Origin of the sequence: Paenibacillus sp. MB22_1 (genome assembly GCF_047200555.1) — a bacterium.
Classification (GTDB): Bacteria; Bacillota; Bacilli; order Paenibacillales; family Paenibacillaceae; genus Fontibacillus; species Fontibacillus phoenicis.
The window spans coordinates 1,583,253-1,605,740 of the sequence record NZ_JBLADV010000001.1 but is presented as its reverse complement, the minus strand read 5'-3'; the positions used below and the strand labels follow the sequence as shown (position 1 = coordinate 1,605,740).

At 54.7% G+C, this 22,488-nt stretch carries 20 protein-coding genes; 13 read left to right on the top strand and 7 right to left on the bottom strand.

Annotated features, from left to right (window positions below; genetic code table 11):
* Positions 1-9: 9 nt before the first annotated feature.
* Both ACL02P_RS07470 and ACL02P_RS07465 read right to left on the bottom strand, forming a co-directional pair.
* Complete coding sequence (locus ACL02P_RS07470; protein WP_009223120.1) at positions 10-462, bottom strand: DUF441 domain-containing protein; 453 nt, start codon at positions 460-462, stop codon at positions 10-12.
* A 30-nt stretch (positions 463-492) separates the two neighbouring features.
* Positions 493-1,485, bottom strand: coding sequence for a YpdA family putative bacillithiol disulfide reductase (locus ACL02P_RS07465; protein ID WP_009223121.1), 993 nt, complete (start codon positions 1,483-1,485; stop codon positions 493-495).
* Between the two features lie 220 nt (positions 1,486-1,705).
* On the opposite strand from ACL02P_RS07465, the gene ACL02P_RS07460 reads away from it, so the two are divergent.
* Both ACL02P_RS07460 and ACL02P_RS07455 read left to right on the top strand, forming a co-directional pair.
* Positions 1,706-2,182: a DUF3939 domain-containing protein gene (locus tag ACL02P_RS07460; RefSeq protein WP_412837044.1), complete on the top strand. Its 477-nt coding sequence runs from the start codon at positions 1,706-1,708 to the stop codon at positions 2,180-2,182.
* A gap of 44 nt (positions 2,183-2,226) precedes the next feature.
* Positions 2,227-2,991, top strand: coding sequence for an HAD family hydrolase (locus tag ACL02P_RS07455; RefSeq protein WP_412837043.1), 765 nt, complete (start codon positions 2,227-2,229; stop codon positions 2,989-2,991).
* 356 nt (positions 2,992-3,347) lie between these two features.
* Here ACL02P_RS07455 and ACL02P_RS07450 read toward each other — a convergent pair whose 3' ends face one another.
* Positions 3,348-4,133 (bottom strand): alpha/beta hydrolase, encoded by a 786-nt coding sequence (locus ACL02P_RS07450; protein WP_412837042.1) that lies wholly within the window; start codon positions 4,131-4,133, stop codon positions 3,348-3,350.
* Between the two features lie 237 nt (positions 4,134-4,370).
* Between ACL02P_RS07450 and ACL02P_RS07445 the strand changes: the two genes are divergently transcribed.
* A complete protein-coding gene (locus ACL02P_RS07445; RefSeq protein WP_036643950.1) occupies positions 4,371-5,582 on the top strand; it encodes an MFS transporter in 1,212 nt (403 codons plus the stop codon).
* A gap of 126 nt (positions 5,583-5,708) precedes the next feature.
* Here ACL02P_RS07445 and ACL02P_RS07440 read toward each other — a convergent pair whose 3' ends face one another.
* Positions 5,709-5,948 (bottom strand): hypothetical protein, encoded by a 240-nt coding sequence (locus tag ACL02P_RS07440; RefSeq protein ID WP_009223126.1) that lies wholly within the window; start codon positions 5,946-5,948, stop codon positions 5,709-5,711.
* Positions 5,949-6,288: 340 nt separating this feature from the next.
* Positions 6,289-7,479, bottom strand: coding sequence for a transposase (locus ACL02P_RS07435; RefSeq protein WP_412837041.1), 1,191 nt, complete (start codon positions 7,477-7,479; stop codon positions 6,289-6,291).
* 272 nt (positions 7,480-7,751) lie between these two features.
* On the opposite strand from ACL02P_RS07435, the gene ACL02P_RS07430 reads away from it, so the two are divergent.
* From ACL02P_RS07430 to ACL02P_RS07420, 3 genes are all read left to right on the top strand, one after another.
* Entirely contained in the window at positions 7,752-8,570 is an 819-nt protein-coding gene (locus tag ACL02P_RS07430; RefSeq protein WP_036643785.1) for a hypothetical protein, read from the top strand.
* A gap of 143 nt (positions 8,571-8,713) precedes the next feature.
* Positions 8,714-9,523: an SDR family oxidoreductase gene (locus ACL02P_RS07425; protein WP_009223128.1), complete on the top strand. Its 810-nt coding sequence runs from the start codon at positions 8,714-8,716 to the stop codon at positions 9,521-9,523.
* A 162-nt stretch (positions 9,524-9,685) separates the two neighbouring features.
* Positions 9,686-10,057 (top strand): DnaJ family domain-containing protein, encoded by a 372-nt coding sequence (locus ACL02P_RS07420; protein WP_323076483.1) that lies wholly within the window; start codon positions 9,686-9,688, stop codon positions 10,055-10,057.
* 4 nt (positions 10,058-10,061) lie between these two features.
* Here the strand turns inward: ACL02P_RS07420 and gluQRS are convergent, their stop codons facing one another.
* Both gluQRS and ACL02P_RS07410 read right to left on the bottom strand, forming a co-directional pair.
* On the bottom strand, positions 10,062-11,033 hold the full coding sequence (gene gluQRS, locus ACL02P_RS07415; RefSeq protein ID WP_009223130.1) for a tRNA glutamyl-Q(34) synthetase GluQRS: 972 nt from the start codon (positions 11,031-11,033) through the stop codon (positions 10,062-10,064).
* Between the two features lie 99 nt (positions 11,034-11,132).
* The gene (locus tag ACL02P_RS07410; protein ID WP_009223131.1) at positions 11,133-12,491 is read right to left on the bottom strand and encodes a hemolysin family protein; all 1,359 of its coding nucleotides are present in this window, start codon (positions 12,489-12,491) and stop codon (positions 11,133-11,135) included.
* A gap of 79 nt (positions 12,492-12,570) precedes the next feature.
* Here ACL02P_RS07410 and hrpB point away from each other — a divergent pair, with 79 nt between their 5' ends.
* The 7 genes from hrpB (at position 12,571) to ACL02P_RS07375 (ending at position 22,453) form a co-directional block, all read left to right on the top strand.
* Entirely contained in the window at positions 12,571-15,294 is a 2,724-nt protein-coding gene (gene hrpB / locus ACL02P_RS07405; RefSeq protein WP_412837040.1) for an ATP-dependent helicase HrpB, read from the top strand.
* 639 nt (positions 15,295-15,933) lie between these two features.
* Positions 15,934-18,024 carry a glycosyl hydrolase family 18 protein gene (locus ACL02P_RS07400; RefSeq protein WP_412837039.1) on the top strand — a complete coding sequence of 697 codons (2,091 nt, stop codon included), beginning with the start codon at positions 15,934-15,936 and terminating at the stop codon, positions 18,022-18,024.
* A 288-nt stretch (positions 18,025-18,312) separates the two neighbouring features.
* On the top strand, positions 18,313-18,810 hold the full coding sequence (locus tag ACL02P_RS07395; RefSeq protein ID WP_009223135.1) for a PTS glucose transporter subunit IIA: 498 nt from the start codon (positions 18,313-18,315) through the stop codon (positions 18,808-18,810).
* Between the two features lie 32 nt (positions 18,811-18,842).
* Complete coding sequence (gene nagE / locus ACL02P_RS07390; protein WP_260069919.1) at positions 18,843-20,306, top strand: N-acetylglucosamine-specific PTS transporter subunit IIBC; 1,464 nt, start codon at positions 18,843-18,845, stop codon at positions 20,304-20,306.
* Between the two features lie 166 nt (positions 20,307-20,472).
* Positions 20,473-21,336, top strand: a complete 864-nt coding sequence (locus ACL02P_RS07385; RefSeq protein ID WP_009223137.1) for a sensor histidine kinase — start codon at positions 20,473-20,475, stop codon at positions 21,334-21,336.
* Positions 21,308-21,955 carry a response regulator gene (locus ACL02P_RS07380; RefSeq protein WP_260069921.1) on the top strand — a complete coding sequence of 216 codons (648 nt, stop codon included), beginning with the start codon at positions 21,308-21,310 and terminating at the stop codon, positions 21,953-21,955. The genes ACL02P_RS07385 and ACL02P_RS07380 overlap by 29 nt, the downstream gene beginning before the upstream one ends.
* 111 nt (positions 21,956-22,066) lie before the next feature.
* The gene (locus tag ACL02P_RS07375; RefSeq protein WP_260069922.1) at positions 22,067-22,453 is read left to right on the top strand and encodes a cupredoxin domain-containing protein; all 387 of its coding nucleotides are present in this window, start codon (positions 22,067-22,069) and stop codon (positions 22,451-22,453) included.
* The last annotated feature ends 35 nt before the right edge of the window (positions 22,454-22,488 follow it).

Here is a 22,488-nt window from a genome sequence, read left to right as displayed (position 1 = left end):
TGCTGAGCCTCACAGCTTCCCGATCACCAGCGACAAAATGCCGGCGGCGATCAGCGGGCCGACAGGGACGCCGCGGAAGAAGGCGACGCCCAGCACGGTGCCTATCAATAGGCCGGCGACGACAGTCGGCTGATTGCCCATCAAGGTCGCGCCGCGACCGCCGAGCCAGGCGACAAGCATGCCGACGCCGATGGCGAGCAGGGACTTCCAATGGAAGAAGGAAGCCCATAGCGTCTGGATGGAGATTTTGCCGCTGGCGACCGGCGTCATCACGCCGATGGTGAGGATGATGATGCCCAGCGTCAAGCCGTATTTCTCCAGCCAAGGGAAGGTATAGTGCAGATGCAGCACGCGAAGCAGCAGCAAGACAATCATCGCCACGGTAATGGGCATGTTGCTGCTGAAAATGCCCAGCGCGGCTAACAACAACAGCAGCAAGGCTGTCACGTCAATTTGTTGCATGATCCACCTCCTGCGGTGAATATCGATAATTTATACGTTGCTCGAAGTTCTCGACCCTACGATATGCTCTGCGATCAGCTTCCCGTGGCCGCGACCGGTTTCGATGAACACCTCGTTGGCGTTACGTCCGGAAGCGATAACCCCGGCAACGTATAGACCGGGCACGTTCGTTTCCATCGTCTCCGGATTAAACACCGGCTTCTCCATGTCACCGGTCATTTCAACTCCGGCGGAGAACAACAGCTTGCGATCAGGGCGGAACCCGGTTAACGCCAAGACAAAATCGTTTGCCAGTTCGGACGTTTTACCGTCAGCACCTTCGATGATCACGCGGTCAGGCAGGATTTCGATGACCCGGGATTTCAGGCGCAAAGCGACCTTTCCTTTGTTGACCGCACTTTCGAACAGCGGCCGTACCCAAGGCTTGATGTTCGCGGACAAGTCCTCTCCGCGATACACGACAGTAACCTCGGCGTTCACACGCACCAGCTCCAGCGCGGCATCCACTGCGGAGTTGCTACCGCCGATAATCGTCACTTTCGTACCGGTGTACGGATGCGCCTCTTGGAAGTAATGCGTCACCTTGTCGGTATTTTCTCCCGGAATTCCTAAAATATTGGGGTGATCGAAATAACCTGTCGAGATGATGACATAACGGGCCTGGTATTCCGCCTGCTCACCGCCGCGTTTCACCGAACGAACCACAAACGTGCCGTCCGGCTGCCGCACCACTTCGGTGGCTTCTTCATAGGCCGATACCGGGACGTTATAATGATCGCTGACCTTGCGGTAGTAGGCTAGCGCTTCATGGCGGTAAGGTTTGTCGTTCGCCGAAGCAAACGGTACATCTCCGATTTCTAGCAGCTCAGCGGTACTGAAAAACTGCATATACGTAGGATAAGAATAGATGGAATGGACAAGGCAATGTTTCTCTAGAACAAGCACCTGCAGTCCGCGACGCTGGCATTCGATGGCTGCCGATAGACCGCAAGGCCCTGCTCCGATGATGATCACATCCAGCATGAGAACCTCCTCATAGACATTGAGTTCAAACGAATTTTCAAAACAATTCCATCCTACCGCAAATGACGGAGAATTGCCAACCATCCGCTGCGGATTTTCCAGGGGAAGGATGTGGCAATCCTATGAAATCTTTGGCTTCGGGGGTTCAAAGCAGGAGATTTGGAGTACACTAATAGTGTAAGCGGTTACCTTGGTTTAGAAAGTGAAGGAGGTGCCGAACATGCTGTCCTGGTTTAAAAAACGCAAGCCCAAACAGGTAAAACAGGTAACGGTTCCTACAGCCATCAAGGTTACGTTGGATGAGGTTCGACGCGCGGTGCTGCGTTATGAAGCCGACATGCCGGAAGGGATCAACCGGTTGTCGCTGCTGCTGCCGGACGGAAGTCTGGATATGAAACGCCTGTCGCGATATTTGGGCGGAATGACGGACCAACGTTTTTACTTGTCGAGGGAAACCTATGAAATATTTCCGGAAGAAGAGCGTGACATCCCTTATTATCTAGACATGGTGCAGGTTGCGGTGGATCATTACGTGGAGGACCAAGGCAAGCTGCCGGTGCTGGAGGACTCTCGCCAGTTGGAGGTCGATTATCGTCTGCTGATGCGGGAGCATTATTTGAAGGAGATGCCGCCGTTTCCGCTGTACGTGACAGATCAAGAGATGTTGTTGACCCATCGCCCCAAACAAGTGATATAACGCGGAAAGCGCATTTTCCGGTGAGCCGGAGGTGCGCTTTTGATTTGACAGACTGTTTTACAATAGAGAGAGACAACTGGGGAAAGTGGGGAAAAAGTTTGCAGCTAAAAGCCGTACTGTTTGACCTTGATAATACGTTAATGGATCGCGATCACATGTTCCGCAGTTTCGCCTCTCAATTAGTACAGGAGTGCCTGGTGCCAATAGACGAGACGCAGCGGGGAGCGTTGATCGCTGAGATGATTGAACGGGATAACGATGGATATCGGCCGAAGGAGGGCTTTTTTCAGGAGCTGTTGGATTGGTTGCCTTGGCGTCAAGAGACGAGCTTGGAGGAAGTGAAAGCCTATTACAACCGACATTATATGACCTATGCGAAGGCGATGGACTATGCGGAGGATACTCTGCGGTATTGCCGTGATCAGCAGCTTCGGCTGGGGATCGTCACGAACGGACACAGCCACAGACAGCATGAAAAAATCGATTTGATCCACCTGCGGCCGTTCTTCGATGCGATCATCGTATCCGGGGACGTGGACATCCAGAAGCCCGATCCTCGGATCTATCAACTGGCATTGGATCGGCTTGGTGTTCAAGCGCAGGAGACGGTGATCGTTGGCGATCATCCTCGCAACGATATTTGGGGAGCCGCTCAGGTGGGGATCCGCGGCATTTGGCTGAAGCGCAAGCATGAGTGGGACGAGACGCTGGAAGGCGGCACACCGTGGCGGACGATTCACGAGCTGAAGGAAGTCCCGGCGCTGTTGGACCAATATACCCAGAAGCTATGCGGGACAAAAATGGATTGACAAAGCTTGCCGAGACGCGGGATGCGAGGATCCCGCGTCTTTTTTTGCGGCTAAGGAGACGGGAAGGGAAGTTGGAACAGGGTTGAACCATTTTGATCGTATAGGAGGAATTGGGATTGAATTTATATGAACTCGGATGGAACCCGGAGCGGGAGAACGCTTTTCGCGAAATGGGTTTAGAGCATGTCTCACCGGGGCGGATCATCGCGGATCATGGCCACAAATATCGCGTGGCAACCGAGCGGGGAGAAGGCTGGGCTGAAATGAGCGGCTGCCTGCAGTTTGAATTCATAAATGCGGACAAAAACCTAGCCGGCCGAGAGGAAGCTCCCAGCCGGCTAAGTGTACTTGTAAGATTAAGCTTCTTTCGGTTGAAGCGGCAGCCATTTCAACACGTCCTGAATCTTCGCATCCCAATAGCCCCACTCGTGGGAACCGGGTCCTTCCTCATAGGTGAGAGGCAGACCGGCGCGGGTGCAAGCATCGCGGAACGTTTGGTTATCCTCGTACAGGAAATCTTCCGTGCCGCAGCATTGGTACAGCTGAGGAACCGGCTTTCCTTCCTGCATGGCCTTGGCGAGCGGGTCCAGCAGTGCCAGCAGATCGTTGTCCGTGCCCTTAGGCCCGGATTCTCCGAAGATCCGCTGGAACAGCGGCGACAGCCCATGCCGGCTGTTCGCGATATCAAGCGCCCCCGATAAGCTGGCAGCAGCAGCGAACGTCTCGGGCTTGCGCAACGCCAGCTTGAAGGCGCCGTAGCCGCCCATCGACAACCCGGCAACGAAGGTGTCCTCGCGTCGATCGGACAATGGGAAGAACGACCGGCAAAGGCGAGGCAGCTCCTCGCTGACGAACGTCCAATAGTTGTTGCCGTACGCCATATCCGCATAGAAGCTCAAATCAACCTGAGGCATCACTACGGCCAGACCCATACCCGAAACATAACGTTCAATCGAGGTGCGGCGCAGCCAGATCGAGTCGTCGTCGGACATGCCGTGCAGCAGATAGAGGGTTGGATAAGGTCCGGCGATCGCCGGTGCGGACATCCCGATTTGCGATTGCGCAGGTTCCGGCAGGATGACGGTCATGGAGGTGCTCAGCCCTAATACTTCGGAGAAAAAACGACATTGAAATAGTGCCATAATGCTCAAGCTCCTTTGGCTCCATGCCATCTCGGTGCAAACAGCAAGTAAGCGCTTACCGAAACGGGCATGGATTATTTTTACTAAACAGATCATCCAACTTCCATTATATCTCGAACATCTTGACCTCGAAATCTAAAATTCGAAATCTTTCGAACAGTTGTCAACGAATTGTGCTAGAATAAAAAAACGGGTTAGTTCCAGGGTTGGCAAGTAACAATGCTGGGGGTGGATGAAGTGAATTTCCCCTGGAAAAGAAATCTGTACGTGCTGTGGCTTGGCGTTTTTTTTTGCAGCACCGCGTATTCCATGGTCATTCCATTCATGTCTCTGTTTATTGCTCATGATCTTGGAGTAACGAAGCATCTCACCCTCTGGTCGGGGATTGCATTTGGGGTGACGTTTTTGGCCGGCGCGTTGATCTCTCCCTATTGGGGCTCATTATCGGATAAGTACGGCCGGAAGCCGATGCTGCTGCGATCCGGCTTTGCGCTTAGTGCGGTGTATATCCTTTACTTCTTCGTCCGGGATCCTTATCAGCTGATCGCCGTCCGCATTTTGTCCGGGCTCTTGGCCGGGTATGTGCCTTCCGCGATTGCGTTGGTTGCAACCAATACGCCAGAGAAGCATGTCGGATATTCGCTGGGAGTCATGTCGACAGCTGGAGCGGCCGGAGGTATTATCGGACCTTTGGTGGGCGGTTCCCTCAGCAAGTTTATCGGTTATCGGGAGGCGTTTCTGGCGTCGGGTGCCGTCGTGTTGATCTCAGCACTGATAGCCTTGATCTTCGTGAAGGAGCAGAACTTCGATCGTAACCGGGAGCGTTCGCATGTGCTGGATGATCTCAAGGAGGCGTCAGCTAACCGACCGTTGATGGGCAAGCTGCTTGTCGTGCTGATCGTCACCTCTTCCGTGATGGTGCTTGAGCCGCTGCTTTCGCTGTATGTGCTGGATCTGGGCGCTTCGGCTTCCGACGCTTCGCTTAGCTCGGGCATTATTTTCTCGGCGGTAGGTATCTCCACGATCATCGCCGCACCGTTCTGGGGCAAAATTGGGGAGAGGATCGGCTACCACAACACGTTGATGATCGGATTGATTGGTGGCGGGGTTGGCAACATTTTGCAGCATTTCTTTCATTCGTTGGTTGGGTTCGGAATTCTGCGCTTTGTGTACGGCTTGTTCTTCGCCGCCGTGTTCCCGGCGTTAAACGCTTTGATCGTACAGTCGACTAAACCGGAATTCCGCGGCCGCGCCTTCAGCTTGAACCAGTCCGCCAGCCAGCTTGGCAATATGTTCGGACCGATTGCCGGCGGGGCGCTCGGGTCATGGATCTCTATCCCGGTGGTGTTTGTCCTGAACGGGTCAATCCTAGCAGTAACGGCAATGACACTCCGGTTCAAGTCCCTCTTTGGAAACCGCCGCTTGAACGAAAGCGAAGTTCGAAATTGAGAGGGTAGCCGGAACGAAACGGAACGTAAGATGGATATCGATTTGAAAAAAAGCTCCGTGCCATCAGCGTGATGCTGAGGTACGGAGCCTTTTTTCTACAAAACGGTCATCGCAACTAATACTAGATTAATAGAGTGAAAGCGCAAGAGAATCAAATTCGCTCTTACTGTGGAGAATCGCTTCGGAACCTTCGATTTCAATGCTGATTAAGGAGTTCAAGCACTTCTTCAAAGCTTGCTTGCCGTTATAGTATTTGTACTCGAGCGCGCTCGTCAGCAGCTTCAATGTACGCTGCACAGGTTGCTTGCTATCGACGTTGAAATAAACCGGAACCAGATTATTTTGGAAGTTGATCAGGATTTTCATTAGAATCACCTCTATACAGTGGTTTCATATTAAACATTGTAGATCGAAAAACTTAAGAAAAGATTAAAAAAACATGATATTTCGATAAATGTTTAATGACAGCGAACGAAACAGGACGGAAGTCTCGGTTTTGCACGCTTACATCAATATTACGGATAGGCGGATTAAAAAGTTTCAGCATCTTGAGACTTTTGCATAATTCCGAATCGGAGTTAGCGTTATAGCGGATTTTCGACCGGCAGCAGGTCGTTTATCTGCTGAGTTCTTGTATTGTATGGCTGTTGGAATTTATTGGATAAGAAAATAGGCAGACCTGCAGAATTTTTGAAATCGCTCGTTTTTAAGCGACCGCTTTTGCTGAACGAGATGTGGCTATTGCAGATGCAAGTAAAACAATGGCGTTCAGATATAGGTGAGTCGTCACTTTCTCGATCCCACGCACATGCAGGGCATCTGCTGTCAAGTGGCTCTTTAGCCGCGCATTGCAGCGCTCAACGCTCGTACGCTCATTGTAAAGTGCCTTCCAGCGTTTGGTGTCTCGATGTGGATTACAGTACCGTCTAAGGTCTTCCTTCACGTCCACTTTGACGACCATACCATAATTTGAGGACGAGCAAGCGGCCATGCCGAGTGGACAGTCGACTTTGCCGGTTGCGTGCGGACAGCGAAACTTCAGGATGTCGCCGTCCGCTCCCCAGTACGTCATGGCATAGCCCATGGAACAGCATGGCGTCCCATTGGACAGCATGCTGGCTGGCGGTTCCTTCTCGCGCCTGAGGTTGAGCGGAATAATGGCTTGAGCCTTGACGATTTGCGCGGCCTCGTAAACCTTCAACTGATCATAGCCTGCGTCCAGCATGAAAAACCTCGGAGCGGCTCTGGATGCGGCTTGTTCCATCAGGCTTTGCGCCCGATCTCCGTCATTGACGTGCGCAGGCGTAACGTCCAGGGCAAGCGGCAATTCGCTTTTCGTATCGACAGCTAGATGGAGTTTGTACCCAAACCAGGTGATCTTGTTGCCGAACGAATCGAGTTTCGCTCCCCAATTGGCATTGCCGGTCTGTTCGCTCTTTCGCTTGGGTTGCTTTCTCTCGTAAGCACAGATGGCGGTGCTGTCAATCGCCACGTGGCTGCCGTCCAGAATACCTTCTTTCCTCAGGTGGGCAATCAGATCCTCAAACAGCAGCTTGGCCAGTTCTTTTTTCGTGATGTCGGCAAACACGCGGCTGAGTGTGGAGATGGATGGAGCTTCCCGATCAAGCGAAAGCCCGCACTGGTAGCGAAACCGAAGGTCCGTGCTCAACCGATGATGCAAAGTCGTAAAGGTATCGATGCCTTCAAGGGGGGCGGCCAGAAGCGCACGTAAAATGCCCTGTCTGCAATGCCCTTCAGCGCCTCGGGGTGAGTGGCTTCTCAACTCTTTGGCATAGGGTCTTAGATCGAGCGAGCCAAAAAAGATCGGCAATCGATCTTTTGATTGCATGGCGAGCAATTCCTCGAAGGAAAACAAGCTTTCTTGGAGAATATACATTGTGACTTCACTCCCTTTGGGTTTTCTTGTTAGGTCACTTGAAAACTTCTCCAAGTTGGGGTGAAGTCCCTTTTTTATACCCGGAAATCCTTATAGATCAAGGCCTCAGATTACTGCAAAACGCTCCATCTTTAAAAAATTGTGCTTCACCTCCTATTTTTATGGGTACATTGTAATAGATTGGTAAAAAATTCCGAGCACAGGGAAATTGAATAGTGGTATGATTACTGCATCGGAAGCGAGACCCAATCTGTAGGAGGTGGAAGAAATTGATGACAGATTCCTCCCGCAAGGAAAATGTGGTGCTTCAAGCGAAAGAATGGCTAACTTTGATAGAGTGGTTAGGAATTCAAACGTGGCAGGATCCAGAGCATCCCTTTCACGTTTTTTTGCAGGCGATGCTAGATTCGGATGCCGAAGACACGCGTGAGACGTTGAAAAGCAAGGAAGAGGTGTCGGAGACGGTGCAAGGAGCTCGGATCAGCTTGCCGCAGCACGTCCTAGACGACCTGACCGCCGCATCGGCGGCCGTCAAGGCTTGCTGGCTAACCTATACTTGCGGAAAGCAAACTTCTGAGGAATATCTGCATATCACCGGCAATCAGATTATCCGATTCAGACGGCTGCCCGGGAAAATCAACCGCTTATTCGTCGAACGAATTACCGAAGGGAAACAACTAAGCGTTTTGTTAGCCGGTCGGATGAAGTGGAACTCGCGCACGCCGGGGGAGCTTCCCGCCTTGATGATGTCAAGAAAACAATTTGACGCAGCACTGAGCCAGGCCCGGGAGCTGGAACTTAACCGCTTGGCCACCCTCCTGGCTGACATGACGAACGATGAAGAAGGCAGTATCGCCTTAGCAAAATGTATGAAATCTCCGCTCGCGCATGGGGATATCCGGTTCTATGCGAACTGCGGCGGACGCTGGGAGATCCAGCAGATGCAGTTTATGAACAACCCGCAGTTGAACTGGTTGATCCGTTGCAGCGCGAAGGACGAAGAGGATTGGATGATTGCGACGCCCACGCCCCGCCAGCAATTTCAGAAGATTTTGCTGAAGTGGTTCCGTAAGCCGCATAACGCTGAGTGAGTGGGACCTAAGGAAACCCAAGTTTTTTTCATGGTATAAACCAGCCATCCCTGACTAAAAAACACTCCGAAATGGGCAATCTGGATAGAGGCAGGTAAAAAGTTTCACCAATGAACCCATTTCATCTTCAGGAGTGTGAAGTCATGACAAGCAATCAGACGACGAACCGCGAACGGTTTCGGGGCAAAACGGCGATCATCACCGGAGCCGGTTCCGGGATCGGCAAGGCGGCTGCGGTGAAGCTGGCCAGCGAGGGGGCGGGGGTCGCGCTGTTCGATCTGTTGGATGAGCGCACGGAGCAGGCAGCGCGGGAAATCAATGCCATGCGCGAGGGTGCGGCCCGCGCGTATGATGTCGACGTGGCGGACCCGGCGCGGGTCGAACAGGCGGTACGCGAAGCTGCCGAGCATTTTGGCGGCATCGATATCGTCTTCGCCAATGCAGGCGTCAACGGCAAGCTGGCGCCAGTCGAGGATTTAAGCTTCGAGGATTGGGAGAAGACACTGAGCATCAATCTGACGGGTACGTTCCTGACCGTGAAATATACGGTTCCCTACTTAAAGCAACGGGGCGGCGGCAGTATTATCATTACCAGTTCGATAAACGGCAATGATAAATTTTCCGGCTTTGGGATGTCGGCTTATAGTACGACGAAAGCGGGACAAGTTGCTTTCGCGAAAATGCTGGCGCTGGAGCTGGCCCAATTCAAAATTCGCGTTAATGCCATCAGTCCCGGCGCCATCGCCACCAATATCGATACATCAACGGAGAAGAGCAAGGAGCTGCAGGAGATCGTCATTCCGGTAAAATATCCAAAGGGCTCGCAGCCCTTAGCGGACGGCCCGGGTCAACCGGAGAACGTCGCGGATCTCGTCGCCTTTTTGGCTTCGGACGAGTCCATCCACATTACCGGAGCCCGAATTGTCATCGATGGGGCGGAGTCGCTGTTATAACGTTTCACCTGATGGAGAAACGATCCTAGAGTTTAACGCTTTCGCAATCGCGGAGGCGTTTTTTTAAGATTCAGAAAGTATAAACTTTCGGGGCATGGCATCTGCGGAGATGATTCCGATGGCGGCTGTGGTATGATACAGGAAGGAAACGCTTGAGGAGGGATGGATATGCTGTCCTGGTTAGCGGAACAGAAGATTGCAGAAGCGATGGCCCGCGGGGAGTTTGATCATTTGCCCGGGAAGGGCAAGCCGCTGAAGGTGGAGGATTTATCCGGGGTTCCGGAGGATTTGCGGATGGCCTATAAGCTGATGAAAAATGCGGGTTACGTTCCCGAAGAAATTCAGCTGCAGCAGGAGATGGTTCGGCTTACCGACCTGCTTGCCGCTTGTGAGGACGAGCCGGAGAGGCAGGCTTTGAAGAAGCGGCTGACGGAGCAGGAGCTGAGGCTGAATATGCTAATGAGCGAGCGCGGTCTATCAACGAATCCGGCGTTCCGGCAGTATGAAGATGCAATCCGCCGGAAGCTGGAATAGGAAGTCAAATTGGGGTGTCAGGCATCAGCTTCCGTATCATCGCTTCGGTTAACAGAAACGGCTCTCGCGAGATCCGGTCCAGCCGGAAGCCGGGGATCAACTCTTTGGCCGTTACAGCTTCAGGGCGGTCGATCAAGCCGCTGATGTAGGCCAGCCAGCCGATGACCGTCTCCGGCTTCGTACCGGCGGCGCGCAGCGCGGGGAGCCCTAAGTCGCCATGCCGTTTGGCCAACCGCCGTCCGTCCTCTCCGAGGATGAGCGGGGCATGGGCGAACTTAGGCGGCGTCAAGCCTAACGCTGCATAGAGGTGGAGCTGGCGGGGCGTGGAGTCGAGCAAATCGTCACCGCGCAGTACATCGGTGATCCCCATCAAGGCATCGTCTACGGTCACCGCCAGTTGATAGGAATACATATGGTCGGCCCGGCGCACGACAAAATCCCCGCCGCTGCCCGGCGGGAAAACCTGCGGCCCGGCGATGCCGTCGACGAAGCGAATTTCCTCCGGGCCAATCGCAAATCGGAGTGACGGATCTTTGTGTTGCGCTCGGCGCTGCTGCTCCTCCGGGCTTAAGCCGCGGCAGGTTCCGGGATAAGGCGCCCCTTCCGAGGACAAGCCGTGCGGCGCCCCGGCCACCGCGAGCAGCTCCGCCCGGCTGCAGAAGCAAGGGTACAGCCGGCCGGCCGCGTCCAGCTTGGCCAGCGCCTCCTCATAAAGCTCGGTCCGCTGGCTTTGCAGGTAAGGACCGGACGCATCCGAAGCGCCTGGTCCTTCATCCCAGTCCAGCCCCAGCCAACGAAGGTCGGCGAGAATCCGTTCCGTGATCGCCGGCTTGGAGCGTTGGGTGTCGATATCTTCAATGCGCAGCACGAAGATTCCTCCGGCTGCGCGCATTTGCAGCCAAGAGAGCAGCGCGATTTTGGCGTTGCCTAGATGCATGTCGCCGGATGGTGTAGGTGCAAATCGTCCGCGTTTCATGATGCTTCACTTCCTCGATTGTTCACTTGTTCACTTTTTGTAGAGTTGTCCGAATGTCCCATTTGATGAATGTGGACGAGGACGACGTCGGAACGAGCATTACAAGCCTGCTTCGGGGCCTTGGGCGTTCCGGGCTTCGTCTTCACCCTCTGATGTATACGCGCTGTCCATGAGGGGCATGTCCAGCCTTTTGATTTCAATTTTCCGTATCCGGGTGTCTTCGCGCTCGAGGACTGTAAACTGCAAGTCCCCATAGACCAGCTGGGTTCCTTCTTCGATGTCCAGGTTATGCCCATAGATCCAGCCGCCGATTGTATCCGCGTCATCTTCCTTCAAATCGGCGTCCAGCAATTCGTTGATCAACGACACCGAAACTTTGCCGTCAACTATGAGGTGATTCGCCGCGACCTCGGTAATTTCCTGCTCTTCCTCCGCATCGAATTCGTCGCGGATGTCGCCGACGATTTCCTCCAGTATATCCTCTATCGTCACCATCCCGCTCGTACCGCCGTATTCGTCGATCAGCACAGCAATATGCGAACGTTCCTTCTGCATCTTGGTCAGCAGCGCCGGAAGGGGGATGTTCTCCGAGACGGTCATCACAGGCCGGACCAGGGAAGCCAAAGGGACATCCGCCTGATTTTCGGGGGCCAGGAACAACGCTTTTGTATTAATGACCCCGATAATATTATCTTTATTTCCACGGATGACGGGAAATCTCGTGTATTGCTCCCGGCGAATGATCCGCAAGTTTTCCTCGCGCGACTTGGCCGCATCCAAGCAGACCATATCGGTTCTCGGAACCATGATATCTTTGGCGAGCAGATCATCAAAGGCGAAAATCCGGTTCATGAAGCGGTACTCGCTTTTGTTAATCCGGCCGTTGGCCAGGCTTTCCCTCAGCAATATTCGCAGTTCCTCCTCGCTGTGCGCGTCGTCCCAGTCCGCAGCAGGTTTAAGGCCTAGCCATGCGACGATGCGGCCGGAGGAACGGTTGAGCAGCCAGAGGAACGGGGACAGCAGGGTACTGAATGCCAGGAGCGGCCGGGCAAACGCCAAGATGATGGCTTCGCCCCGTTGAGCAGCCAGCACCTGCGGGACTAATCCGCCAAGCACCACATGCAAATAGGTAATCGACACGAACGCGATGAGAAAAGAGAAAAAAGTTTCTACGGAATCCGATAAGGGCAGGCGAACAAATAACGGGGCGAGCAGGCTGCGGACAGCCGGCTGGCCCAGCCAACCCAGGGTCAGCGAGTTCACCGTAATGGCCAGTTGGCAGGCCGACAACGCCTGGTCGATCCGTTGCGACAGGGCGCGGAGGGCGGAGGCCCCACGACGGCCTTCCCGCGCCCAAGCTTCGATGGTCCGCGGGTGCAATGAACGCAGCGACGCTTCAATGATGACGAACAATGCGGTGAAGACGATAAGCAGTAAAAGGACGAGCAGCTTCAACAATCGTTTTTCCTCCGATCCCTTCGTTTCTTAGAACCGTATGGTAAAATGTTTTCATAGTGTAACCCGTAAGGAGAGAATCATGACAAAGTTTCCTTTGCCTATTGATGAAGTAATCCCTGAGCTGCAAAAAGCGCTTGACCAAACGGGAACCGCCGTGCTGCTGGCGGAGCCCGGGGCGGGCAAAACGACGCGTGCTCCGCTGTCGCTCCTTAGCGAACCATGGCTTAGGGGACAGCGGATTTTGCTGCTGGAGCCGCGCCGGTTAGCGGCTCGGGCTGCCGCTGTATATATGGCGTCCCAGCTAGGTGAAGCGGTTGGTGAGACGGTGGGCTACCGCATGCGAGGCGACAGCCGGGTGTCGGCCAAAACGCGGATTACAGTCGTCACCGAAGGGATTTTAACGCGAATGCTGCAGCAGGACCCGGCCTTGCTCGGGACGGGTCTGGTCATCTTCGACGAATTTCATGAGCGCAGCCTGCATGCTGACCTTGGCTTGGCCTTGGCTTGGCAAAGCCGCCAGCTGCTCCGCGACGACCTGCGGCTGCTCGTCATGTCGGCGACGCTGGACGCCCGGCCGATCGCGGAGATGCTGGACGGCGCACCGGTTGTGCAAAGCCGGGGACGCATGTTCCCGGTGGAGACGGTATATGCGCCGGGAGCTCCAAACGAGCCGCTGGAACGCAAGGTGGACCGTGCGGTTCGCCGGGCCCTTGTGGAGCATGACGGCAGCGTGCTCGTGTTCCTGCCGGGAGCGCGGGAAATCCGCCGTACCGAGTCGCTGCTGGCGGAGGGCGGGCTGCCGGCGGGTGTAATGTTGGCGCCGCTGTACGGCGCGATGCCGCAAGCGGAGCAGCGGCGGGCGATTGAGCCCGCGCCGGCGGGACAGCGCAAGGTCGTGCTGGCGACGTCGATCGCCGAGTCGAGCCTGACCGTGGACGGCGTGACCGTGGTGATCGACAGCGGCCTCCGCCGCACGTCGCTGTTCTCGCCGCGCACCGGCATGAGCCGGCTCGTGACGGTGCGGGCGGCCCGCGACTCCGCCGACCAGCGGCGGGGCCGCGCCGGGCGAACGGCGCCCGGCGTGTGCTACCGCCTCTGGAGCGAGGCGGAGGACCGCCTGCTTCCCGCGCGGACGGCGCCGGAGATGCTCGAGGCGGACCTCGCGCCGCTCGCGCTGGAGCTGGCGGCGTGGGGCGCCGCCGCGCCAGACGAGCTGGCGTGGCTCGACGCGCCGCCGCCGGCGCCGTACGCGCAGGCGGTCCAGCTGCTGCGCCAGCTGGACGCCTTGGACGCGGCCGGGCGCATCACCGCCCACGGCCGCCGCATGGCCGCGCTCGGGCTGCACCCGCGCCTCGCGCACATGCTCCTGCGGGCGCGCGAGCTGGGGCTCGGCGCGCCGGCATGCGCGCTGGCCGCGCTGCTCGAAGAGCGCGACCTGCTGCGTGGGCCAGCCGGGCGCGACGCGGATTTGCGCGGCCGGCTGGCGCTGGTGCTGGCCGCGTCCGGACGCGCGGCCGAGGCCCCGGGCTCCCGGGGCAGGGGCGGCCTGGCAGCCGCCGCCGCAGCACAGGAGCCCGGGCCCGACGGGCTGCGGCGCATCGCTGCGCTCGCCCGCCAGTGGGAGCAGCGGCTCGCTGAGCTGGAGCCGCTTGCTGAGGCTGTGCCGCCCGGCGCGCCCGATGTGTCCGCCGAGCTCGGCGAGTGGGTCGTCCCGGATGCCGGAGACGACCCCGATTTCGAGCCGCCGGACGGCGAAGCAGCGGCCGGTGCCGAGCTGGCCGATCCAACGCCGCCGACAGCTCCCGTGCCGGCAGCCTCCGTTCCAACGGATCTGGACCGCTGCTGCGGCTTGCTGGTCTCCTTCGCTTATCCGGATCGGATCGCGTTCCGCCGCCCGGATGGGCGGTATTTGATGCGGAACGGGCGGGGGGCGCAGTTGCTCCGCAAGGATTCCCTAGGCCAATCCGCGTTCCTGGCGATTGCCGAGGTTGACGACGAAGGAGCAGAAGGACGTATTTTGCTGGCGGCCCCGCTGGAGGAAGAGGACGTGTACCGCCATCATGCGGAGGGGATTACCGAGGAGCGAAGCGCGGAATGGGATGACGCTTCGGGAACGGTGCGGGCGAGAATCCGCCGGACGTTTGGCGCGATCGTTCTGCGGGAGCAGCCGGACCCGTCGCCGAGTCCAGAGCAGATCACACAAGCCTTGCTCGAGGCCGTTGCCGCCAAAGGCGTCGCCATCTTGCCGTGGACGGAGAAGGCGCGGAAGCTGCAGGAGCGGCTGATGTTTTTGCACCGCCTAAATCCTGACTGGCCGGATGTATCGGATGAGACGCTAGCCGCAACCGCCGAGGAATGGCTGGCACCGTATTTGTCCGGCGTGCGTAAGCGGGCGGATCTGCAGGCGCTGTCCTTATACAACATACTGGAGGGCCTTCTGACTTGGCCGCAGCAGCAGGAGTTAAACGCCGAAGCGCCAACGCACCTGCTTGTCCCCAGCGGCTCCAAAATTCAAATTCACTACGACGGCCCCCAAGCCCCTTATGCGGCAGTACGCTTGCAGGAAGTGTTTGGCATGATGGAAACGCCGCGGATCGGGTTTGGACGGGTTCCAATTACGCTGCATTTGCTGTCGCCCGCCCGCCGGCCGGTTCAGGTCACGTCGGACCTGCGCAGCTTTTGGCAACACACTTATTTTGAGGTCAAAAAAGACCTGAAAGGCCGTTACCCGAAGCATTACTGGCCGGACGATCCGCTTCAGGCCACCGCGACCCGAAAAGTAAGGCCGGATGGACAACGTTAGTTTAGTTTGGAAGTAAACGGACGGCTAGATCCGGGCTTGCACGTGATTGTATGCGAAAAATCGAATACATTCAGCGGACAGGGGGCCATTTTTGCCAGTTATATATGAAATTTCATATAGATTCGGGCTGCGGGGAGCCGAAAGCCACATTTTTATATGAAAAATCATATAGATTTCCCAATTTCAACGTTTTGCCACAAAATGTGTATGAAAAATCGAATATATCGACCGAACCAGCGTGCATATATCATTCTTAAGACGCGGCGATCTTCTCAGATTGTCGCGTTTTTATTGCGCTTTATAGCCGATGTTCGATTAAATAATAGAAATTTATCCTTTTATCACCATATCTATTATGATTTAATAGTTTTGTAAACACTTCAGAGAAATCCTATAGGCGCCGGGATTGGCTTTGAGGGCTTACAAGGAATGAAATGAGATCTGAATTTGCGGAGGTGATCGGCTGCGGCGGACAGAGGACAAGCGAGGAGTCCATCGGTTAGTTCCATAAGGAAAGGAGATTTGCTGACGAGCACGGAAGATTTGTGACGTTGGTCCGTTTTGTGGATCTTACAGCCAGAGTTCTTGCTGCTAGCTTTATTCCAATTCAATTTCGATTGAAAGAGAGGGATTTAAGTGATGCAATCGATAAGAACCCGAAGCTTCGCCAAGAAGTGGAAGCTGTTTACTCTGACCTGTCTGGCTTTATCTCTGCTGCTGCCGGGCGGCCTGCTCCAACCGAAAGCCGCTGAGGCTGCCGATCCTTACAAAATCGTTGCCTATTACCCATCCTGGGGGGCTTATGACCGCAATTTTAATGTCTATGATATCGATGCCTCCAAAATCACCCATATCAATTATGCCTTCGCCGATATCGCCTGGGACGGCCGTCACGGCAATCCGGATCCGGCCGGGCCGAACCCTGTGACCTGGCCGACGCAGGACGAGAAGGGCCAAACGATTAACGTGCCCAACGGCACGATCGTCTTGGGCGATCCTTGGATCGATACCGGCAAGCTATTTCCCGGCGACACCTGGGATCAACCGTACGCAGGCAATATTCATCAGCTAAATAAACTTAAACAGGCGAATCCGCACTTGAAGACGATTATATCGGTGGGCGGGTGGACCTGGTCCAACCGATTCAGCGATGTGGCTGCCAGCCAAGTCACGCGCGAAACGTTCGCCAACTCGGCCGTTGACTTCCTGCGGAAGTTCAATTTCGACGGCATCGATTTGGACTGGGAGTATCCGGTTGCCGGTGGATTGCCCGGGAATAGCTATCGTCCGGAGGATAAGCAGAACTATACGAAGCTGCTCCAGGAGATCCGGAATAAGCTGGATGCAGCCGGAACGGTGGATGGCAAAAGATATTTGCTGACGATCGCTTCCGGAGCTTCGCCTTCCTTCGTTAGCAATACGGAGCTCGGCAATATCGCATCCATCGTCGACTGGATTAATATTATGACTTATGATTTTAACGGCGGATGGCAGCAAATTACGGCCCATAATGCACCGCTGTACTACGATCCGGCCGCAGGCAACGCCGGCGTGCCCAGCGCCTCGGTCTTTAATGCCGACGCCGCAGTGCAAGGCCACTTAAATGCCGGTGTTCCCGCCAATAAATTGGTGCTTGGCATTCCATTCTACGGTCGCGGTTGGGATGGCGTAAACAACGCCGGCAACGGGCAATACCAAAGCGCCAGCGGAGCGTCTTCCGTCGGAACTTGGGAGGCTGGTTCTTTTGATTACTACGACCTGGAAGCGAATTATATCAATAAGAACGGGTATAGCCGCTATTGGAACGATACGGCCAAGGTGCCGTACCTGTATAATCCTTCGGTACGGCGGTTTATCTCTTATGACGATCCACAATCCATCGGCTTCAAAACCGATTATATCAAGAGCCGTGGTCTTGCCGGCGCCATGTTCTGGGAACTGAGCGGTGACCGCAACAAAACGCTGCTCACCAAGCTGAACAACGATCTGAGCGGAGGCGTAACGCCGCCGGGAGATACGGTGGCTCCGTCTACCCCTACCGGTGTAAAGGTCACCTCCAAAACGGCGAACTCTGTCACGTTAACCTGGCAGCCTTCTTCTGATAATGTCGGCGTTGTTGGATACAACGTCTTCCGGAACGGAACGCAAGCGGCCAGCGTAACCGGGACGACGGCGACGATCAGCGGTCTTGCCCCCGCAACGACGTATACTTTTACGGTGGTTGCACGGGATGCTGCGGGCAATGTCTCACCGGCCAGCGCTCCGCTGACGGTCACGACCGAGCCTGGAACCGACCCGGGCGACACAATCGCTCCCACCCCGCCGGGCAACGTTACGGTGACGGCCAAAACCTCGACCAGCGTCAGCCTGAGCTGGAGCGCATCGACCGATAATGTCGGCGTGACTGGATATGAGGTATACAACGGTAGTCAACTCGTTGCGACGGTGACGGGGACAACGGCTACGATTAACGGACTTTCGCCATCTACTTCCTATACGTTTACCGTGAAAGCGAAAGACGCCGCCGGTAATCTCTCGCCTGCAAGCAATGCGGTGACGGTCACCACAGATTCGGCAGGGACGGGGGCGACAGCTTGGGCACCTTATACGTCGTATACTGTGAATCAGCTCGTAACGTATAACGGTGTAACCTATAAAGTAATTCAAGCCCACACGTCGCTGCCTGGCTGGGAACCGGATAAGGTACCCGCGTTATTTCAGGCTCTATAAGGATAAAAATTTAAATAATTAACATCTTGTGTGCGCTTTCATTTTTCTATTGACGCTAGCGAGAGCTTGAATTATTATAGTCACATAACCGACCGACAATTGAATGACTTTTGGCGTGTTACCATTGATTCAGAATGGGCATGAGCCAAGGAAAGCAGACCTAGATAAACAATAGGCTTCTTTTCTTGGCTCTTTTTTTCGCCTGTATCTCCCAATATCCGAGAGTAGGGCATATTGATTTCTTAAAGATGCCAGAATATAGGTAATCAGAATTAGGAGGAGAGCCATATGTTTTCAAAATGGAGAAAGAAAAATACGGAGAGTAAAGTGCTGGAGATCCTCTCGCCGCTAACCGGGGAGGCTGTACCGTTAGCTCAAGTTCCAGATGAAGCGTTCGCAGGGGGCCATATGGGTCCGGGGATCGCTGTTGAACCCAGCGAAGGACGTCTGGTTGCGCCGTTTGACGGCAAAGTCGTTCATGTCATCAAAAGTAACCATGCCGTGATGATGGAGCATTCGTCCGGATTGCAGTTTCTATTTCATCTCGGAATCAATACCGTGTCGCTCAAAGGCGAGGGCTTTACTGCCCATGTCTCCGTGGGGGACAAAGTCAAAGCAGGTCAGCTGCTAATCGAATTTGATCTGGCAGCCATTCGCGAAGCTGGTTATCCGGTGATTTCGCCAATTATAGTAACAAACGCCGGAGAAGTGACGAGCAGCGTAGAACCCATCACCGGTCCTGTGACGGCAGGCAGCAGCGTCATTTTAAAGGCGGTTTTACAATAAAATACAAGAAGTAAGGAAAGGATGGTTTGTGCATGCTAGCTAAATTACAAAAGCTAGGAAAGTCGCTAATGCTTCCTGTAGCGACACTGCCGGCAGCAAGTATCTTGCAAAGTTTCGGCCTGCTCAACTATGAGAAAGATCTCCATCTTGGATCGGCGGTAGGCGGCTTCCTGAACACCTATTTCGCCCCGTTTCTGAACGCAGGAGCGGGTGCGATCTTTGGGAATCTGGCACTTATTTTCGCAGTGGGGGTCGCCATCGGATTTGCCGGCGATGCAGTAGCCGCATTATCCGCTCTTATCGCCTATCAAGTATTAATTAAAGTCTTGGAAGTTGTCCCTGCAGCGTTCCCATGGATTGCCGATGACACGGTGCTGAATATGGGCGTGCTCGGTGGGATCTTCGCCGGCGCTTGGTCTTCTTATCTGTATAAGAAGTATCATAATATTAAATTGCCGGAATGGCTTGGCTTCTTTGCCGGCAAACGTTTTGTTCCGATTATTACCGCAGCAAGCACAATGGTACTTGCCGTTCTGATCGGGATGATTTGGAGCCCAATTCAAGATGTAATTAGTAATTTTGGCGAATGGGTCGTAAGTTTGGGTGGAATCGGATCTCTGGTATTCGGTATCGCCAACCGTCTCTTGATTCCAATCGGTTTGCACCATGTCATCAACACGATTGCTTGGTTCCAAATCGGTGACTTTACGAATGCAGCGGGTGAAGTTGTTCACGGTGACTTGTCCCGTTTCTTCGCCGGAGACAAAACGGCGGGTATGTTTATGACCGGCTTCTTCCCGATCATGATGTTCGCTCTGCCGGGCGCAGCTTTAGCTTTTATTCATACGGCAAAGAAAGAAAAACGGAAAGTGGTTGCTTCGATCTTTATCGGGTCAGCACTTGCCGCGTTCTTGACCGGGATTACAGAACCGCTTGAATTCTCCTTTATGTTCGTGGCGCCATTGCTTTATGTCGTTCACGCGATTCTTACAGGGATTGCCGGCTACGTCATGTATGCACTTGATGTGAAACTGGGCTTTGGCTTCTCAGCAGGGTTAATCGATTATCTGGTTAACATGAAGCTGTCCACGAACGCTTGGGTACTTATTCCGGTCGGTCTCGTATTCTTCGTCATTTACTATGTGCTCTTCCGGGTAATCATTCAAGCCTTTAACCTGAAAACGCCGGGACGTTCTGACGATCCAAACGAGTTTGAAATGGAGTCGAAAGAGGCTAGCGAAGGTGTGATTTCGGGGGCTAGTGACAACCGTTCGGCCAAAATCCTGGCCAGCATCGGCGGACCGGAAAATATTGAGTCCGTGGATGCGTGCATTACCCGCCTTCGCCTCGTCGTCAAGGACGATAAACAGGTGAACGATGCCGCATTGAAGCAGTTGGGCGCATCGGGCGTCATGAGACTCGGCAAAGGCGCTGTCCAAGTCGTGTTCGGACCGCAATCCGAAGCGATCAAGGATGACATCAAAAAGATGCTGTAAGGTAACGCACGTATTGCATCGCAGGGCGGAATGGCAGTTCCGCCTTGCTTTTTTATTTTACGGCTTTATCTAACGAAAGGATTCAATTTTTTTGTCTAACGCTTGCCAGTCCAATCTCGGGTTATGTAAAGTTAAGTCGAAGGAAAACGGCTTAAGGAGTTTGACGATGTCCTATAAATTTACGAAATGGTTGATCCTGATTGTTCCAACACTGGTGGTCGGGGTGTGGGAGGTGGTACGCCACCAATTTCTCATGCCGTTTGTGTCGATGGAGCTAGGGAATGTGTTGACGCCGGTCATTTTGTTTGCGGTGAGTATTACATTGCAATATCGCTGGTTTTCGAACTTGGAACGCATGCAGGAGGAATTGCAGCGGGAGCGGGCGCTGAAGGCCCGTTTGGAGCAGCGGGAGCAGCTGGCTCGTGAGCTGCATGATGGGATCGCGCAATCTTTGTTCCTTCTCTCCGTCAAGGTGGACCGGGCAGAACGGCAGCAGCAGGCGGCAGGTAGTTCGTATGATTGGAACGGGCTGCGCAAATCGATCCATGAAGTGAACCGGTATGTGCGGGAGGCGATTTCCGATCTGCGGATTCCGCCAGACTCTCGGGAAGGCGAAGCGGATGAAGCCTCCATGTCGGCAATCGTCCGTCGAATCGCTGTTGAACAGCAGCTCACTTTGCATTTGGACTGGCAGCTGGAGGAAGCGGGCTGGCCGGCGAAGGCGAAGATGGAGCTGGTGTCCTGCCTGCGGGAAGCGGTGATTAACGCAGCCAAGCATGCGGGCGTACAAGCCATCGAGATCTCGGCATCGGGAGATGCGCAGGATTTCACCGTCACGATCACAGATCACGGGTGCGGCTTTGCGCAGGAGGGTGCGGCGAGACCAGGCCGCTACGGCCTGCAGATCATGCGAGAGCGGACGAACGAGATGGGCTGGGAGCTGACGGTTGCGTCCCAGCCAGGAGAGACGACGATTCAAATTCGGGGAGGAGGCGGTTCAGATGAAGGTTCGCGTGTTGGTCGTGGATGATCATCCTCATGCCCGGGAAGCGATCGGGGAGATATTAGCCGAGGATGATTCCTTTGAAATCGTGGCTTACGCGGAAAATGGCGACGAGGCCATTGCCCAGACGGAGCGGTGGATGCCGGATTTGATCTTGATGGATATCCGCATGCCGGGCAAGGACGGCTTGGAAACGACCCGCGAGATCAAGCTGCGCTACCCTTATGTGAAGATCGTGCTCATTACGGTATCGGATGACGCCGCTCATCTGTTTGAAGCGCTGAAGCAAGGCGCCCAGGGATACCTGCTCAAAAACTTGGAGCCCGGAACTTGGTTGGAATATTTAAGGGCGATCGCCAGCGATGAAGCGCCATTATCCAGTGAGCTGGCTTTGCGGATTTTGCAGGAGTTTCCGGTGAACAGGCGGACAAGCGGTGAACAACCTCCGCTAACTGCCCGCGAACGGGAGATCCTTGGCTGGGTTGCGCAGGGCATGACCAATCGGGAGATTGCCGGGGTGTTGCACATTTCCGATCAGACGGTAAAAAACCATCTTAAAAACATTTTGCAAAAGCTGCATTTGGAAAACCGGGTACAACTCACGCGTTATGCGCTGGAGCAAGGGTGGATCGACCCGCGAGGGTGATTTCAATGGCTGCAGGGACAAATGTCGAAGTTGTGACGGAAATCACAAAGCGTGAAGCCTTCCCGTTCTAAACTGAGAGTAGCTCTTAGTTCAAGAAGGGGAGAGAAGCTGATGAATCAACGTTTGGGTGCTGTTGCCTGTTTGCTCGCGGCCGGGATGCTTCTGCTATCGGCATGTGCCGACGCCCCAGGGCGCTATATTGGCGAATCTGAGCCGGCGGCGGAAACAACAGGACCGGTGAAGTCGTTTACCGTTCATGCCAGCTCATCGGGATACGACTTGACGGAAATCAAGGTCAAACGGGGCAATACGGTGCAGATTACGCTCAAAAATACGCAGGGGATGCATTCGTTGAAAATCAAAGGATACAACAAAGAAGTCCGCGGAGGCAAAACGATTACGTTTACGGCTGACCAAGCCGGAACCTTTGAGTACTCCTGCAACATCTCCTGCGGCAAGAACCACAAGGAAATGAAAGGCATCTTGATCGTAAAATAAAAAGCTGACGGCTCATCCAGCAGATGAAGTCGCCA